Origin of the sequence: Candidatus Centipeda massiliensis (genome assembly GCF_900290285.1) — a bacterium.
Taxonomy (GTDB): domain Bacteria; phylum Bacillota; class Negativicutes; order Selenomonadales; family Selenomonadaceae; genus Centipeda; species Centipeda massiliensis.
Genome location: NZ_LT985755.1, coordinates 40,029 through 57,953 on the forward strand (window position 1 = coordinate 40,029; position 17,925 = coordinate 57,953).

13 protein-coding genes and 1 other RNA gene are annotated in these 17,925 nt (G+C 56.5%); all 14 read right to left on the bottom strand.

Features of this window, described 5'->3' with window-relative positions; all coding sequences use genetic code 11:
- Positions 1–47: 47 nt before the first annotated feature.
- Positions 48–1,376, bottom strand: a complete 1,329-nt coding sequence (locus tag C8273_RS06080) for a replication-associated recombination protein A (protein ID WP_106626885.1) — start codon at positions 1,374–1,376, stop codon at positions 48–50.
- A gap of 169 nt (positions 1,377–1,545) precedes the next feature.
- Positions 1,546–2,940 carry an ATP-dependent protease ATPase subunit HslU gene (gene hslU / locus C8273_RS06085; RefSeq protein WP_106626886.1) on the bottom strand — a complete coding sequence of 465 codons (1,395 nt, stop codon included), beginning with the start codon at positions 2,938–2,940 and terminating at the stop codon, positions 1,546–1,548.
- Positions 2,937–3,476: an ATP-dependent protease subunit HslV gene (gene hslV / locus C8273_RS06090; RefSeq protein ID WP_106626887.1), complete on the bottom strand. Its 540-nt coding sequence runs from the start codon at positions 3,474–3,476 to the stop codon at positions 2,937–2,939. The genes hslU and hslV overlap by 4 nt, the downstream gene beginning before the upstream one ends.
- Positions 3,473–4,810, bottom strand: coding sequence for a methylenetetrahydrofolate--tRNA-(uracil(54)-C(5))-methyltransferase (FADH(2)-oxidizing) TrmFO (gene trmFO / locus C8273_RS06095; RefSeq protein ID WP_106626888.1), 1,338 nt, complete (start codon positions 4,808–4,810; stop codon positions 3,473–3,475). Before trmFO ends, hslV begins: the two co-directional genes overlap by 4 nt.
- On the bottom strand, positions 4,807–7,131 hold the full coding sequence (gene topA, locus C8273_RS06100) for a type I DNA topoisomerase (protein WP_199821012.1): 2,325 nt from the start codon (positions 7,129–7,131) through the stop codon (positions 4,807–4,809). Before topA ends, trmFO begins: the two co-directional genes overlap by 4 nt.
- On the bottom strand, positions 7,094–8,185 hold the full coding sequence (dprA, locus tag C8273_RS06105; RefSeq protein WP_106626890.1) for a DNA-processing protein DprA: 1,092 nt from the start codon (positions 8,183–8,185) through the stop codon (positions 7,094–7,096). The genes topA and dprA overlap by 38 nt, the downstream gene beginning before the upstream one ends.
- Positions 8,186–8,395: 210 nt before the next feature.
- Positions 8,396–9,058 carry a C40 family peptidase gene (locus C8273_RS06110; protein WP_106626891.1) on the bottom strand — a complete coding sequence of 221 codons (663 nt, stop codon included), beginning with the start codon at positions 9,056–9,058 and terminating at the stop codon, positions 8,396–8,398.
- Between the two features lie 70 nt (positions 9,059–9,128).
- Positions 9,129–9,477, bottom strand: an RNA gene (gene rnpB / locus C8273_RS06115) — RNase P RNA component class A.
- Positions 9,478–9,606: 129 nt separating this feature from the next.
- Positions 9,607–10,551, bottom strand: a complete 945-nt coding sequence (locus C8273_RS06120; RefSeq protein ID WP_106626892.1) for a dihydroorotate dehydrogenase — start codon at positions 10,549–10,551, stop codon at positions 9,607–9,609.
- Entirely contained in the window at positions 10,541–11,323 is a 783-nt protein-coding gene (locus C8273_RS06125) for a dihydroorotate dehydrogenase electron transfer subunit (RefSeq protein ID WP_106626893.1), read from the bottom strand. Before C8273_RS06125 ends, C8273_RS06120 begins: the two co-directional genes overlap by 11 nt.
- The gene (gene carB, locus C8273_RS06130; protein ID WP_106626894.1) at positions 11,295–14,522 is read right to left on the bottom strand and encodes a carbamoyl-phosphate synthase large subunit; all 3,228 of its coding nucleotides are present in this window, start codon (positions 14,520–14,522) and stop codon (positions 11,295–11,297) included. The genes C8273_RS06125 and carB overlap by 29 nt, the downstream gene beginning before the upstream one ends.
- 3 nt (positions 14,523–14,525) lie before the next feature.
- On the bottom strand, positions 14,526–15,599 hold the full coding sequence (carA, locus tag C8273_RS06135) for a glutamine-hydrolyzing carbamoyl-phosphate synthase small subunit (RefSeq protein ID WP_106626895.1): 1,074 nt from the start codon (positions 15,597–15,599) through the stop codon (positions 14,526–14,528).
- A complete protein-coding gene (locus C8273_RS06140; RefSeq protein ID WP_106626896.1) occupies positions 15,596–16,888 on the bottom strand; it encodes a dihydroorotase in 1,293 nt (430 codons plus the stop codon). The genes carA and C8273_RS06140 overlap by 4 nt, the downstream gene beginning before the upstream one ends.
- Positions 16,888–17,832 carry an aspartate carbamoyltransferase catalytic subunit gene (locus tag C8273_RS06145; protein ID WP_106626897.1) on the bottom strand — a complete coding sequence of 315 codons (945 nt, stop codon included), beginning with the start codon at positions 17,830–17,832 and terminating at the stop codon, positions 16,888–16,890. The genes C8273_RS06140 and C8273_RS06145 overlap by 1 nt, the downstream gene beginning before the upstream one ends.
- Positions 17,833–17,925: the final 93 nt, after the last annotated feature.

Here is a 17,925-nt window from a genome sequence, read left to right on the forward strand (position 1 = left end):
TTTATTATTATTTATAGCATGTTTTTCGTTATTTTTATTTATTTATTCTATTTGTTTTTTGGATGGTTCCTTTTCCATTCCTTGATCCAATCCAAACGCTCCCGAAAGCGACCTTCCATCCCCTGCTCCGTTGGATGATAATAGGTTCTTCCGACGAGAGAATCCGGCAAGCACTGCATATTCGTGATATGCTCCGCCGCGTCATGTGCATACTGATAGCCCTTGCCATAGTCCAGATCCTTCATGAGTCTCGTCGGCGCATTGCGGATCACGAGCGGCACAGGCTCTGCAAGCATCCTGCGGGCGTCTGCCGCTGCTGCAAGATACGCCGTCTCCATCGCGTTTGACTTCGGTGCAAGGGAGAGATAAACAACCGCCTCCGTCAGGTGCACATTACACTCTGGAACCCCGATGTAATGGCACGCCTGATAGGCAGCGACAGCAATCTCAAGTGCCCTCGGGTCGGCAAGTCCCACATCCTCCGCAGCGAACCGCGTCACTCTCCGCGCGACATAGAGAGGGTCCTCCCCTGCTTCGAGCATCCGTGCAAGCCAGTAGACCGCCGCATCCGGATCGGAGTTGCGCATCGACTTGTGCAGTGCCGAGATGAGATTGTAATGCTCCTCCCCGCTCTTATCGTAGAGGAGTGACTTGCGCGAGATACACTGCGCCAGATTCTCCTCCGTCACATAGATCTCACCATCGCACTCGTCCGCATTGAGGACGAGCATTTCGAGTGTGGAGAGTGCGCTGCGTGCATCTCCGTTCGCAAAGGCAGCGACCGCCATCAGCCCCTCGTCGGAGAGATGAATATGCTGACCGCCCAACCCGCGCTCGGACGAAATGGCATGGCGGAGCAGCCGTCCAATATCGTCCGTATTCAGCCCTTGCAGGACAAAGACACGACAGCGCGACAGGAGCGCACTGTTGATCTCAAACGAAGGGTTCTCCGTCGTTGCCCCGATCAGGACGATGCTGCCCTTCTCGACGAACGGGAGAAACGCATCCTGCTGTGCCTTGTTGAAGCGGTGGATCTCATCGACAAAGACGATGATGCGCTCCCCGTACATACGACGGCGATCCGCCTCCTGCATCACCGTCCGTATATCCTTGATGCCGCTCGTCACCGCAGAGAAGTTGATAAACTTTGCCTGCGTACGCGCTGCGATGATCTGGGCAAGTGTCGTCTTGCCGACACCGGGCGGTCCCCAGAAGATCATGGAGGTGATATGGTCGCTTTCGATGAGGCGGCGCAGCACCTTCCCCTTGCCGAGGAGGTGTTCCTGCCCGACGAACTCCTCAAGTGACCGTGGACGAAGACGCTCTGCAAGCGGCTGATATGCAGCACGTTCAAAGAGTCCGCCCTGTTCATCCATGTCCACGTCCCTCCTTATACGCATATTCTCTCATAATGGATTATCGCATAAAAAAGAGACTTAGGCAATTTCTTTTTTCATCGACAAAAGAAAAACGGGATTGGCGCACGAAAGTTTTGTGCGTCAATCCCGTTTCGTCAAGTGGACTTCATGTGATCAGTGATTCCTGTTACAGGATAAAGCGTGAGACATCGTGATCGCCCGCAATATCCGCAAGGCAGCGATCCACGTATGCAGTATCAATGACGATATCCTTCTCCTCAAGATCAGGTGCCTCGAAGGACAGATCCTCAAGAAGTTTTTCAAGGAGGGTGTAGAGGCGGCGTGCGCCAATGTCCTCGGTATGCTCGTTGACCGTTTCCGCAAGCTCGGCAAGCCGCCCAATGGCATCGTCAGTGAAGCGGAGAGAAACACCCTCGACGCCGAGGAGCGCGCTGTACTGCTTGATGAGGGCGTTCTTTGGCTCGGTGAGGATGCGCTCGAAGTCCGCCTTGATGAGCGACTTCAGTTCCACGCGAATCGGGAACCGTCCCTGCAGTTCGGGGATAAGATCGGACGGTTTTGCCGTATGGAATGCACCGGCAGCAATGAAGAGAATATGATCGGTCTTCACCGGACCATACTTTGTCATGACGGTTGAGCCCTCCACGATGGGCAGGATGTCGCGCTGAACGCCCTCCCGCGAGATGTCCGCACCCGCGCTGCGCCCATTGCTGACTGCCACCTTGTCAATCTCATCGAGGAATACGATGCCGCTGTACTCAGCGGCGTGTACCGCCTCATCGGCGACCACATCCATATCGACGAGCTTGTCCGCCTCCTCAGCGGTGAAGATCTTGCGCGCCTGCTCGACCGTAACCTTGCGCTTACGGCGATTTTTCGGCACGAGTTTTCCAATCATGGATTGGAGATTGTCGCTCATGCTCTCAAGAGAGGAACCCGCGAACATATTGCCGGCAGGGCGTGCGGACTCCTCCACCTCAATCTCAATGACATCGCTCTCCAACTCTCCCTTGTGCAGCCGCTTGCGTACCCACTCGCGCCCTGCCTGGTACTTCGGCGGCTCCTCCGCCTCCTGCTTCTCCTCTGTATCCGAAGAAAAAATACTGCTGAGCGGATTGGCGGACTTCTTAGGCGGTGGAACAAAGACATCGAGAAGCCGTTCTTCTGCATTCTCCTTCGCCTTTTCCTGTACGTCCTCAATCTTCTGCTGACGCACCATGCGTACGGAGGTCTCCACGAGGTCGCGCACGATGGACTCGACATCGCGCCCAACGTAGCCAACCTCCGTGAACTTCGTTGCCTCGACCTTGAGGAACGGCGCACGGACGAGACGTGCAAGACGGCGTGCGATCTCCGTCTTGCCGACACCGGTCGAGCCGATCATCAGAATGTTCTTCGGAATGACATCCTCGCGCATCTCATCATCCAGCTGACGGCTGCGCCAGCGGTTGCGGAGTGCGATGGCGACAGAGCGCTTTGCCTCATGCTGCCCTACGATGTATTTGTCAAGTTCGGCAACAATCTCGCGCGGCGTCTGTTCGTTGACTCCGATCTGACTCATGATTCCAGTACCTCCACCGTAATATTATGATTGGTATAGACGCAGATATCCGCTGCAATCGAGAGGGATTCCCTTGCAATCTCCGGGGCATCCATTTCGCTGTGTGCAACGAGGGCACGCGCTGCGGCAAGGGCGAAGAAGCCGCCCGAGCCGATCGCGGTGCAGTCCCCGTCCGGCTCGATGACCTCGCCGTTGCCGGAGATCATGAGGATGCCGTCCTTGTCCGCGACGAGCAGCAGCGCCTCAAGCTTTCGCAGCACCTTATCCGTGCGCCAATCCTTGGCAAGCTCGACGGCAGCACGCTGCAGATTCCCACTGTAGGATTCGAGCTTCATTTCAAACTTCTCGAACAGCGTGAACGCATCCGCGACAGATCCCGCGAAGCCCGCGAGAATCTTTCCGTGATAAAGTCTGCGTACCTTGCGCGCATTTGCCTTCATAATTGCGCGCTCACCGAAGGTGACCTGCCCATCTCCGGCAATCGCAACTTTATTCCCCTTTTTGACAGCAACAATGGTTGTTGCATGAAATGTCATACTCTATGCACTCCATTCATATACGCTGCGCAGAAACGAGCAAGTTCATCCAATGCACGCTCTGCCAGCATCCTTTTTTTCTCGGGCTTGCGCGTACGACGCGGAAGGTTCTCCATGGGAGGAAGCAGTCCAAAGTTGATGTTCATGGGCTGAAAATGCGCAGGGTCGCACGAGGTGATGTAATGCGCCAGTGCCCCATGACAGGTATTTGACGGGAACATAAGAGGCTCGTCGTCTGCCGCAACGCGCACGGCGTTTACGCCCGCCATCAGTCCGGACGCCGCCGACTCGACATAGCCCTCGACCCCCGTCATCTGTCCGGCAAAGAAGAGCCGGTCATTCGTCTGCAACTGAAACGTCGGACGCAGATGACGCGGCGCATTCATGAACGTGTTCCGGTGCATCACGCCGTAACGCAGAAATTCTGCGTGCGTGAGTCCCGGAATCATCTGAAAAACACGCCGCTGCTCCGGCCATTTGAGCCGCGTCTGAAAGCCGACAATGTTGTAGATCGTCCCCTCTGCGTTGTCCTGCCGCAGCTGGACAACGGCATGGGGACGAATCCCTGTCTCGGGGTGCTCGAGTCCCATGGGCTTGAGCGGTCCATAAAGCAGGGTGTCCTTTCCGCGCGATGCCATGACCTCGACGGGCATACAGCCTTCAAAGAAGATCTCTTTCTCGAAATCGTGTGCCTCTGCTGTCTCCGCCGTTGTCAGCGCCGTCCAGAACGCCTCATACTGTGCCTCATCCATCGGGCAGTTGATGTACGCCGCCTCGCCCTTCCCATAGCGGGAGGCACGGTATGCGGCGCTCATATCGATGCTCGCAAAGCTCACCAGAGGGGCGGCGGCATCGTAGAAATAGAGGGAGTCATTGCCGAGCAGATGCGAGATCGCATCGGAGAGAGCGCCGTCGGTCAGCGGCCCCGAGGCGATGATGACAATGGTCTCGTCCGTGGAGGGAATCTCCGTGATCTCCGCATGATGTACCGTGATGTTCGGATGCTGCTCAATGAGCGTCGTAACATAATCGCTGAATTTTGTGCGGTCAACCGCAAGCGCGCCGCCCGCAGGCACAGCAGTCGCATCTGCCGCCCGCATGATGAGCGAGCCAAGGCGCCGCATTTCCTCCTTGAGGACGCCGACGGCATTCTCAAGTGCCGCACCGCGCAGAGAGTTGCTGCACACGAGTTCGGCAAAGCCGTCCGTCTTATGTGCCGGAGATCTGCGCAGGGGGCGCATTTCATAGAGTTCCACAATGGCACCAGCTTCGGCAGCCTGCCATGCCGCCTCACTTCCCGCAAGCCCCGCACCGATGACGGTGATCTTCTTCATGAGCGCGTCTCCTTACGACGCGTATTTTTCTTCTTTGCGGCAGCCCCCTTCTCCTCTGCCGGAGTATCGGCTCCCGCCTCTTTCGCCGCCTGCGCACGTTCTTTCTGCCGTGCCAGCTCCTTTTCGATGGGGCTGCCAATGCGTGAGGAACACGCCTCATTGCTGCAGTAGAGAATACTGCGCCCCGTGCGATAACGATGCTTCTGCATAAACGAATTACAGACCTTGCACTTTTCCTGCTGTGGTTCGTCCCACGTTGTATAGTCACAGTCTGGATAGCGATCACAGCCAAAGAAGGCTCGTCCACGCCGGCTCTTGCGCTCGACAATCTTGCCGCCGCATTTCGGACAGGCAACCCCCGTATCGCGCAGCAGGGGCTTAGCGTTGCGGCAGTCCGGGAAGCCGGGACACGCAAGGAATTTGCCGAAACGGCCCTGCTTGACCACCATCATGCGCCCGCATTTATCACAGGGAATGTCTGTGACCTCGTCGGGGAGATCCACCTCACCGATGACATCCTCCGCCTTTTTGAGCGTCTCATCAAATGGATCATAGAATTTTCGGAGGAGCACATTCTTGTCCAGAGAGCCATCCGCAACCTCGTCCAATTCCCCTTCCAGATTTGCCGTGAACTTCACGTCCACAATATCCTTGAAATACTCCTCCAGCATATTGGTGACAATAAAGCCGAGTTCGGTCGGGCGAAATTGTTTTTCACGCCGCTCCACGTAGCCGCGCTTCTGTATTGTCTCGATGATGGGCGCGTATGTACTCGGACGACCGATTCCCATCTCCTCCAGCGTCTTGACAATGGAGGCATCGTTATAGCGCGGCGGCGGTTCCGTAAAGTGCTGCTCCGGCTTCAGATCGGAGAGCGCGAGCGCGTCTCCTGCTTCGAGATCCGGCAAAAGCGTATCCTTCTCCTTTTTGGAGATCTCCGCGCCCACATAGACGGCGGTATACCCTTTGAACTTGAGCTTGGAGCCATGCGCGCGCAGCTGATAATCCCCGGCTGCGATCTGTGCCGCAATCGTATCGTAGACGGCAGCGGACATCTGACTTGCCGCAAAGCGCTGCCAGATCAGCGTATAGAGGCGCAGCTGATCGCGGTTTAGATACTGTTCCACGTCACTCGGTGTCCGCAGAATGCTCGTCGGACGGATCGCCTCGTGTGCGTCCTGTGCCTTCTTGCCCATCGCATAGATATTGGGACGCGTCGGGATATAGTCCTTGCCGTACTCCTCGCTGAGATATCCGCGTGCCTCATCTATGGCGAGATTCGAGATACGCGTTGAGTCGGTTCGCATATAGGTGATAAGACCAGTCGCCCCATGCCGTCCGAGGACAACGCCCTCATAGAGCTGCTGTGCAATCATCATCGTACGGCCAGAGGTAAAGCCAAGCTTACGCGCAGCATCCTGCTGCAGCGAACTCGTGGTAAACGGCGGCGCTGCCTTCTTGCGGCGCTCGCTGCGCTTGACCTCCTTGACCGTGAAATCCTGACGCGCAAGATCGTCGGTCAGCTTCTTTGTCTCGGCCTCACTGTGCAGTGCCAATTTTTTCCCATGTGCATGGGTGACATCTGCCGTGAATGCGTTCTTCCCTTTTTTCAGCTTTGCCTCAACCGACCAGTACTCCTCGGACTGGAACGCATCGATCTCGCGCTCCCGATCACAGATCAGACGCACCGTCACGGACTGGACGCGTCCGGCGGACAGCCCCTTGCGCACCTTGCGCCAAAGGAGCGGCGACAGCTTGTAGCCCACGATGCGGTCAAGCATACGCCGCGCCTGCTGGGCGTCCACCTGCTCCATGTGAATCGGGCGCGGGTGCTGCACCGCCTCCTCAATCGCAGGCTTTGTGATCTCATGAAAGACGATCCGGCAGTCCTCCTCCGGATTGACGCCGAGAATGTGCGCCAAATGCCATGCGATCGCCTCCCCCTCACGGTCAGGATCGCTTGCGAGATAGATCTTATCCGCATTCTTCGCTTCTTTTTTGAGGGCGCGGATGAGTTCCCCCTTACCGCGCACATTGATGTACTTCGGCAAAAAGTCATTTTCGACATCAATGCCGAACTGACTCTTCGGCAGATCGCGCAGATGCCCCATGGAGGCTCGTACAATGTAGTTCTTTCCGAGATGACGTTCGATGGTCTTCGCCTTCGCCGGAGATTCCACAATCACCAGAATCTTTTTGGATGATTTCTTGCTCGATGTTTTGGCACTTTTTTTTGTTTTTGCTTTGGATGTTTTCAATGCAGATGTCAACGTAGCCAATCCGTCAGTTCCTTTCAACGCGCCGATAGGCGTGCATTTCATTCTCTGTAACAATTCCCTTCAGCTGCATTTGGAGCAGGAGCAGCGGGATACTTGCCGTAATGTGCTCGGGCAGACTGTCCACGATCTCATCCATGCTGAGTGGATGGTCAAAGGACAGCACCCGATAGATATGTGCCTCCTCCGGTGTCAGCAGCTCACGCACCGAGCGTTTCGGCGGTTCGACCAGACGCATCTCCTCAAGGATCTCCTGCGGCGTCTCCACGAGCCGCGCACCCGTGCGGATGAGATTGTGACAGCCGCTGCTCTGCGGCGAGTAGATACTCCCCGGGATCGCGTATACGTCCCGCCCCTCGCTGAGCGCCATCTCCGCCGTAATCAGAGAGCCGCTGCGCTTTGCCGCCTCAACGACAATAGTCCCCTCAGAGAGTCCGCTGATGATGCGGTTGCGTGCGGGGAAAAATGCCGGCAACGGCTGTGTGCCCGGTGCATACTCCGAGATCACGGCGCCCCCCGTCTCGACAATCTGCGCAAGCAGACGGCGATTCTCGGGCGGGTAGACAATATCAACGCCGCAGCCAAGGACGGCAACCGTCCTGCCGCCGCGCAGTGCACCACGGTGCGCTCGCGTATCAATGCCGCGCGCCGCACCGCTGACAATGGTGACACCTGCCGCTGCAATCCGCTCCGCGAACTCCATCGCCGCAGCCTCACCGTATGCCGTAAACTTGCGTGCCCCCACCATACCGATCCGGCGTGCATCCGGAACGAGCGTGCCTCGATAGTAGAGAACGAGCGGCGGATCGAAGATCTCACGCAGGATCACCGGATAGCGTACATCGTCGATCGTGATGAGTTCAACGTTCTGCCGCGCACAATCCGCCGCGATCCGCTCCGGCAGATCACCATGCGCATGGATATGGGAAGCAAGCGCCTCCGCACGTGTGTCGGAAAGAAGACCGAGCGACCTGAGCTGCCCAAGATCCATCGACCAGATATCGCGTACGGAGGAAACAGCTTCACACAGACGTCGCATGCGCACGCTTCCAATCTGTCGACATTGCAGGAGTGCAGCAAGATAATATCGATCCCCCATGACGGTACGCTCCCCATATTACATAAAATCATAACATAATGCAACTGGCAGGAATAATTTTGTATTTAATGAAGGAACATCAGCGTGGAAATAATTTATCACCGAATACATAGTATAGCATGAGGAAAACAAGAAGGCAAAGAAACAGATCAGCCATGACATACTCCTATAAAAAAAGAGGGGCAGTGCCCCTCTCCAGATTCTGTATCATCACATAATGCGGCGTGCTCCGATGTAGCACGCCCCCCAGTAGCCGCCGTACAGATTGTCAATCGCGACACCACGGCTCGACGAAGCATTGATGAAGTTGCCGTTTCCAAGATAGATGCCCACATGAGACGGACCGTACTCATACGTCGAGAAGAATACGAGATCGCCGGGTACCATCTCAGAGGATGAAACCGGATAGCCCACATCGTACTGTGCATCTGCTGTGCGTGGGAGATAGATGCCCGCATTCGCAAAGACATAGCGCACGAAGCCCGAGCAGTCGAATCCGGCGGGCGTTGTGCCGCCGAAGGAATACGGAACTCCGATGTACTGCATGGAGTCCGAGATCACACGTCGGACAATATAATTGGATCCGCGGCTGACCTGCGGCATCGATTTTCCGAGAAGTGCCTCATACGTCGAGGGACCTACCATCCCATCCACTGCAAGTCCATGCGTCGCTTGGAAATCCTTCACTGCCTCTGCCGTTGCCGGTCCAAAATCTCCGTCCGCAGCAACATCATAACCAAAGCTGGAAAGCTGTCCTTGGATCTCGGCTACATCCGTACCCTGATCGCCAAGCTGGAACGACTCTGCACTCGCAATGGACGCGGAGCAGAGAAGCATTGCTGATAATACAAGAATCTTGATTTTCTTTCGCAAGCAGACACTTCCTTCCACCAGTACTCAGGGAGAGCCCGAGTAAGATAAAATGCTTCTTTACATAGCATTGGCTGTGAGAAACCAATAAGCCGAGTTCTGTTCCGCCCAAAGGGCGGCGACAATCATTTATCTGGGACGCCCGTTGCCGAACGCCTCTAGCGACACTACCCGGAAGGTCGACGGGCCGTCTTAGCCCTTCCCTATTTGGTCTTGCTCCGTGTGGGGTTTACCCAAGCCGGCCGGTCACCCGACCGCTGGTGCGCTCTTACCGCACCTTTCCACCCTTACCGATCTGATCGGCGGTTTAAATTTCTATGGCACTGTCCCTAAGGTTGCCCTCGCCGGACGTTATCCGGCACACTGCCCTGTGGAGCTCGGACTTTCCTCGCCCAAATGGACGCGATTGTCTCGGTTTCTCATACCAACGGGGAGATTATACCACATCTGGGGGGCAGGTGTCAAAAGTTACCCAAGCCCTTGTGATATATGGGATGAGCGCAGTACTTACGAACAAAAAATCCCTTTTACGGAAAATTTTTTCATAAAATTTATGTATTTTCCCATGCCTTTCCAATGATCTCCTCTATACCGCAGAATTGATGCGCATGCAAATAACGCCCCAACCCGTCACAGATCTTCATCGTTACCGCAGGGTCAATAAAGTTTGCCGTCCCGACCGCAACGGCGGACGCCCCTGCAAGGAAGAACTCAACGGCGTCCTGCCATGAGGAAATGCCGCCCATGCCAATCACGGGAACGTGAACAACATGAGCCACATCCCAGACCATGCGCACGGCAACGGGTTTGACGGCGGGACCCGAGAGTCCCCCCGTACGATTGCCGAGCACAGGACGCTTCCGCTCGATATCAATCTGCATGCCGATGAGCGTATTGATGAGCGAGATCACATCTGCTCCCGCTTCTTCAACGGAAAGCGCCATCTCCGTGATGCTCGTGACATTCGGAGAAAGCTTTGCGATGACAGGCTTCTCGGACACCGCTGCAACCGCACGCACGACATCAGCTGCCGCACGTGGGTCTGTCCCAAAGACAATGCCCCCCTCCTTGACATTCGGGCAGGAAATATTGATCTCAAGCGCGGCGATGCCGTCGACATTGAGCCGCTGTGCAAGTTCCGCATAGTCGTCCACCGAGCTGCCGGAGATGTTGACGATCACATTCATACCATACGGTCGGATGCGCGGCAGAATCTCTGTCAGGAAGTGCTCCACGCCGGGGTTTTCGAGACCGATGCAGTTGAGCATCCCCTGCGGCGTCTCCGCAATGCGTATGCCGTCGTTGCCGCGCCGCGGCGCGAGTGTCGTCCCCTTGACCATCACGCCGCCTAGGCGCGCGAGATCGACAAAGTCCGCAAACTCCTCGCCAAAACCAAATGTACCAGATGCCGTGAGGACGGGCGTCCGCATCTCGATGCCAGCGATATTCGTGCGCAGGAGATCATCATACGGATATTTCTCTGTATTAGGAGGCATAGTACACCTCCCCCGCTGGGAATACGGGGCCGTCCTTGCAGACCTTGCGCCGCCCGCTCTTCGTGTCCACGGCGCAGGAGAGACACGCACCGAGTCCGCATGCCATACGCTTTTCCAGCGAAACTTCGCAGGGAATCCCATATTCATTTGCGATCATAGCCACGCGCTCCATCATGATGGAAGGGCCGCAGACCGCCACACCGTCATAGGCGCCGTCTTTCAGCAGTTCCGGCAGGAGCGTCGTCACAAAGCCCTGCGTGCCATACGAACCGTCGTCCGTTGTAACGAAGCACGCACGCACATGAGGACGGTAGATCTCCTCCCAGAAGACCTCCTCCCGCGTGCGTCCGCCCATCAGTACGGAGGCATTCGGATGCTCTGCCGCAAAGAAGAGCAGCGGCGTGAGTCCCATGCCGCCCCCGACGAGCAGCGGATGTTTCAGCCCAGTATGAAAGCCGCGTCCAAGGGGGCCGAGAACGGAGACGGTCGTTCCCGTCTCAGCCGATGCCAGCCCCTGCGTACCACGTCCTACCTGACGATAGATCAGACGAATCCATCCCTCCGTGCGTGAAACCTCCGCAATCCCGAGTGGGCGGCGCAGAAATCCGGCATCTGCGGGCACAGAGATCTGCACAAACTGTCCCGGCAGAGCAGAACGCGCAGTCAGCGGAGCGGCAAGCGTCAGGATATCGACCCCCGCAATCGGTGCGTCGTGCGAAAGGATCCGTGCCTCCTCGATTACCTTAGGCAAGGTCATCCCCTCCGCCAACATAGTCTTGAATTGCAAGTGTATAGACAAGGCGGCGATTGCGCATAAACTCAAGCACGCGCAGTACCTCCCACGCCGTGTCCAGCGAGGTGAGACAGGCGATGCCGTGCTCCACAGTCGCGCGCCGGATCTTGAAGCCGTCGCGTGCGGAGTGCTTGCCCTGCGTCAGCGTGTTGATAACCATGTTGATCTTGCCGCTCTTGATCATCTCGATAATGTCCGAGCTGCGCTCGTGAACTTTTCCGACCACTTCCACATCGATGCCGAGGGAGGCAATCGCCTTCGCCGTCCCCTCCGTCGCCACAATGTCAAAGTTGAACTCGGAGAACGCCTTAGCAAGCTGCTTCAGTTCCTCCTTGTCCTTGTTCGCAACCGTAAAGAGGAGGCAGCCTTTCGTCGGGATGTTCAGCCCCGAGCCGACGATTGCCTTGTAGAGCGCACGTGCATAGTGATAGTCCACGCCCATGACCTCGCCCGTCGACTTCATCTCAGGGCCAAGAGAGATGTCCACATCCGTCATCTTTGCAAACGAGAAGACAGGTGCCTTGACTGCAACATAGGGACGCGGCGGAATCAGCCCGGAGTGGAAGCCAAGTTCCTTGAGCATCGCCCCCATTGCGACCCGTGTAGCAATGCCGACCATATTGACATTCGTGATCTTGGACAGGAACGGCACCGTGCGGCTCGAGCGCGGATTGACCTCGATGATGAAGACCTCGTCACGCGCAACGACGAACTGAATGTTGAGCAGCCCCTTGACATGGAGTGCAACGGCAAGACGCTTCGTATAGTCGATGATCGTGTAAATCACGCGCGCGGGCAGCGTCTGCGGAGGATAGACCGCAATGCTGTCGCCTGAGTGAATGCCGGCGCGTTCGATGTGCTCCATGATGCCCGGGATGACGACATCCACACCATCGGAGATGGCATCGACCTCGACCTCCGTCCCCTGCATATAGCGGTCAACGAGGACGGGATGATCCGGTGTCACCTTGACCGCGCGGCTCATGTAGTCGCGCAGTTCCTCCTCGTTGTAGACGATCTCCATCGCACGCCCCCCGAGGACGTATGAGGGGCGCACCATGACGGGATAGCCGATGCGGGCTGCCCCTGCCACAGCATCAGCGAGATTTGTCACACTGATGCCCTCGGGGCGTGAAATACCCGTCTGCGTCAGTACCTCATCGAAGCGCTCACGATCCTCGGAACGGTCGATGTCATTGACAGAGGTGCCGTAGACGCGAAGCCCCGCACGCTCGAGTTCCGCCGCGAGATTGATCGCGGTCTGGCCGCCAAACTGGACAATGACTCCGTCCGGCTTTTCCTTATCGACAATGTTGAGCACATCCTCGACGGTCAGCGGCTCGAAGTAGAGACGGTCGGAGATGTCAAAGTCCGTGCTGACCGTCTCCGGATTATTGTTGATGATGATGGCCTCGATGCCCATCTCACGCAGTGCCCAGACCGAATGCACCGAGCAGTAGTCGAATTCGACACCCTGCCCGATGCGGATGGGACCGGAGCCGAGCACGATCACCTTTTTCCGATTGGAGACGGCAACCTCATCCTCCGTGCCGCGGAACGTGGAGTAATAGTACGGCGTCATTGCCTCAAACTCAGCGGCGCAGGTATCTACCATCTTATAGCAGGGGAGAATGTTATGACTGCGGCGCATGGTGCGGATCTCATCGCGCGTCTTCTTCGTGAGCTCGGCGATGGAGACATCGGCAAGACCGACCCATTTCGCCGCCGCGAGCAGCTTCGGCGTGAGCGGAGCGGAGGCAAGCTGATTCTCCACATCTGTGATGTGCTTCAGCTTGTGGATGAACCACTTGTCCACCTTCGTAATATCCGAAATCGCATCGACCGTCAGCTTGCCGCGTCGCAGAGCCTCTGCAATGACGAAGATGCGCTCGTCGTTCACCGCAGAAAGCTGCTTCTCTACGCGCTCATCGTCCCACTCCGCAAAGCGGTCGATAGAGAGGCGGTTCACACCGATCTCAAGCGAACGCACCGCCTTGAGGATTGCTCCTTCAAAGCTGCGATCAATGGACATAACCTCGCCTGTAGCTTTCATCTGTGTACCAAGCGTATGGTCTGCGTAGATGAATTTATCGAAAGGCCAGCGAGGAAACTTCACCACGCAGTAATCAATCGTCGGCTCGAAGCACGCCTTTGTCTTCTTCGTCACGGAGTTGACAATCTCATCGAGCGTGTATCCGATCGCTATCTTTGAGGACACCTTTGCAATCGGATAGCCTGTCGCCTTCGAGGCGAGCGCCGAGGAACGGCTGACACGCGGGTTGACCTCAATAACATAGTACTTATTGCTCTTCGTGTCGAGCGCGTACTGTGCATTGCAGCCGCCCTCGATACCCAGTTCACGGATGATGCGAAGGCTCGCGCTGCGCAGCATCTGATATTCATAATCTGTCAGCGTCTGTGCAGGAGCAACAACAATGCTGTCGCCTGTATGAACACCAACAGGGTCAAAATTCTCCATGCTGCAAACGGTGATGCAGTTGTCATTCCCGTCACGAATGACCTCGAACTCGATTTCCTTCCATCCGGCAACGCTGCGCTCGATGAGCACCTGCCCGATCATCGAGTAGTTCAGCCCCTTGATCACCGTGGCGATCAGTTCTTCCTCATTTTCTGCGATGCCGCCTCCTGTGCCTCCCATTGTATACGCAGGGCGTACAATGACAGGGTAACCGATGCTTTCTGCAAATGCAACTGCTGCATGCACATCCTCGACAATCGTGCTCTCTGGAATCGGCTCGCCGAGCTTCTCCATCGTCTCCTTGAAGCGCTCGCGATCCTCCGCCTTCTCGATTGCTTCGAGCGAAGTACCGAGCAGTTCCACACCGTGTGCTTCCAGAATCCCCTTCTCGGCAAGCTGAACCGCAAGGTTCAGCCCTGCCTGTCCGCCGAGTGTCGCCAAGAGTCCGTCCGGCTTCTCCTTGGAGATGATCTCCTCAAGAAACTCCACGGTCAGCGGTTCGATGTAAACACGATCTGCAATGTGCGTATCCGTCATGATGGTCGCGGGGTTGCTGTTGACGAGCACGACCTCAAGACCATCCTCTTTCAGTGCACGGCACGCCTGTGAGCCCGCATAGTCGAACTCCGCCGCCTGTCCGATGATGATGGGGCCGGAGCCGATGACCATAACCTTTTTCAGATTTTCCTTGCGCGGCATACGTCACTCCCCCTTCATCAAATCCCAGAACTCATCAAAGAGATACATATTGTCGTCCGGCCCCGGCGCAGCCTCCGGATGGTACTGCACGGAAAAAATTGGCAGAGATGTATGACGCAATCCTTCAACCGTATCATCATTGACATTCACATGGGTAACGACAAGCGGTGTTCCTTCAAGAGAAACAGGGTCTACAGCATAGCCGTGGTTCTGCGCAGAGATATGTACCTTGCCCATCTTGAGATTCTTGACCGGCTGATTGCCGCCGCGGTGTCCGAACTTCATCTTGTAGGTCTTTGCACCAAAGGCAAGTGCGAGAAGCTGATGCCCAAGGCATATACCGAAGATTGGCTTCTTCCCCGCGAGCTTACGGACTTCCTCCACAATCTCCGGCACATCCGTCGGATCACCGGGACCATTCGAGAGAAATATGCCGTCCGGATCCAGCGCAAGCACCTCATCCGCACTGGTCTGTGCAGGCACAACCGTAACTTTTGCCCCGATTCGATTGATGTTGTGCAGAATACTGCGCTTCACACCGAAATCCATTGCCACAATATGTGGTGCATCAGGTACTTCCGTCTCAAGCGTATACACCTCGGGTGTTGTAACAATCTCCACGACATTGCGCGGGAGTTCCTCCGCCTGCAATGCTGCGATCTCGCGCTCCCCCAGATCTGCGGGCACAATCACGCCCTTCATCGCCCCCGCAGAGCGGATATGTCGCGTAATAGCTCTCGTATCCACATTATAAAGACAGGGAATATTGTTCTCTGTCAAAAAATCCGTCAGTGTTTCTTCGGACTGCCAGTTGTTCGGCGCATCGCAGAGTTCCCCGATGACAAATCCGCGCACAAAGGACTTCCGTGACTGCATGAATTTTTCCGCCGTACCATAGTTCCCGATCAATGGATATGTCATCGTGAGAATCTGCCCGCAGAACGAAGGATCGGTCAGGCATTCCTGATATCCCGTCATCGTCGTGGTAAACACGACCTCACCCACGGCTTTTGTGTCACCGTGAAGCAGTTCGCCCATGTAGACCGAACCGTCCTCCAGTATCAGTTTTCCTTTCATACTACTATGACCCCATCCTTCATAACAACTTTTCCATCGACCACGGTGAGCACTGCTTTTCCTTTGAGCTGCCGTCCATTGAACGGTGAATGCCTGCCCTTCGTATAGAACTTGTTCACGTTGACCGTCCAGACGAGATTCGGATCGATCACCGTGACATCGGCAGGTGCGCCCTCGCCAAGCGTCCCCGCATTCAGCTTGAAGATGCGCGCAGGCGCATAGGTCATGCGCTCGATCAATGTCGCGAGCGGAATTTTTCCCGTGTGGACAAGGTCGGTCAGCAGCACGCCAAGTGCCGTCTCAAGCCCCGGAAAGCCGCTCGGTGCGTAGATGTACTCCCGATCCTTCTCCTCGGGCGCGTGCGGCGAGTGGTCGGTGACGATCATATCAATCGTGCCGTCGAGCAGACCCGCAACCATCGCGTCGACATCCCTTGCCGTGCGCAGCGGGGGGTTCACCTTTGTCGAGCTGTCGCGCGGATCGACACATTCGTCCGTCAGTGTCAGATGATGCGGTGTGACCTCCGTTGTCGCGCGTACACCGCGTGCCTTTGCCTCACGTACAAGCTGTACCGCACGTCCAGAGCTGATGTGTGCGACGTGCACATGCGCACCCGCATACTCTGCGAGCATAACATCTCGTGCAACGGCAATGTCCTCCGCCACAATCGGACGCCCCTTGATACCAAGCATCGTGCTTCGATGCCCCTCGTTCATCGCGCCGTCCTCGACGAGTGATGTTTCTTCCTCGTGATTGATGATTGCCTTGTCGAACGGGACGAGATAATCGTATGCGTTGAGCAGCACCTTCGCCGAGGGATCAAAATGGCCGTCATCTGAGAACGCAACCGCCCCCGCCTCGACCATGTCGCCGAGTTCGGCGAGTTCCTTGCCCTCCTGATTCTTCGTCACGGCGCCGATGATGCGGATATGGATGACGCCAACGTCCTCCGCGCGCTTGATGAGGCTCGTGACAAGCGCAGCATCATCCACAACGGGACGTGTATTCGGCATTGTCGCAACCGTGGTATAGCCGCCCGCCGCACCCGCGCGTGAGCCTGAGGCAAAATCCTCTTTCGCCTCCTGCCCCGGCTCGCGAAGATGTGTGTGCATATCGATGAATCCGGGGGTGACGATTTTCCCGGCAGCATCATAGACCTCGGCACCGTCCGTGCTCAGATCTTTTCCAACCTGCCGGATCACCCCGTCCTCAATGAGAACATCACAGATCTCATCACGCTGTGCGGCGGGGTCGATCACACGTCCGCCCTTCAAAAGCAATGCGCTCATCAAGCTTTCCCTCCCATCAGAACCAATGTAAAGAGTGCCATGCGGATGGCAACCCCGTTTTTCACTTCCTCCTGAATCCGCGACTGCACACCGTACGCGACGGATTCCGAGATCTCCCACCCCTTGTTCATGGGACCCGGGTGCAGCACGAGAGCATCGTTTGCCAGTGCCAGACGCTCCTCATTCAGCCCGTAGATACGTGCATACTCACGCGTCGACGGGAACAGCCCGCCCTTCATCCGCTCAAGCTGAATGCGCAGCACCTCGATCACATCTGCGCCTTCCACGGCATCCTCGATGCGGTCATGGATGGTGATGCCCTCCTCCTCATGCAGGAAGCGCGGCAGAAGTGGACGCGGACCTGCGATATGCACGTCCATTCCCATCTTGCGCATGCCCTGAATATCCGAGCGTGCCACGCGGCTGTGCAGCACATCCCCGAGGATGGCGACCTTCAGCCCAGCGAGTTTCCCCTTGTTCTCCTCAATGGTATAGAGGTTGAGAAGCCCCTGCGACGGATGTGCATGCGCACCGTCTCCCGCATTGATGATGACCGGTGAAACCGCATTGGCAGCGTACGCAGCAGCTCCCTCCGCCTTGTGCCGCATGACAATCGCATCCGTCCCCATCGCCTCAATTGTATAGAGTGTGTCGCGCAGGCTCTCCCCCTTGACGATACTGGACGCACTCGCCGTGATGTTCACGACATCTGCGCCGAGATACTTCCCCGCCAGCTCGAACGATGTGCGCGTGCGCGTGCTCGGCTCGTAGAACAGGGTAACAATCGCCTTTCCTCGGAGCGCCGGCACCTTCTTGATGTCACGCCCGATGATGTTCTTCATCTCACGCGCCGTGCTGAGAACGAGACGAATCTCCTCTGCCGAAAAATCTTCGAGCGCAAGAATATCCCGTCCCTTGAGTGATAACTCCTGACTCATGTGCATCCCCTTTCAATAAAAAAGCTTTCCCATGCCCAAAGAAAGACATAAGAAAGCTTTGCATTCTAAAATTGGATAGACTGACTGCACAGTATATTT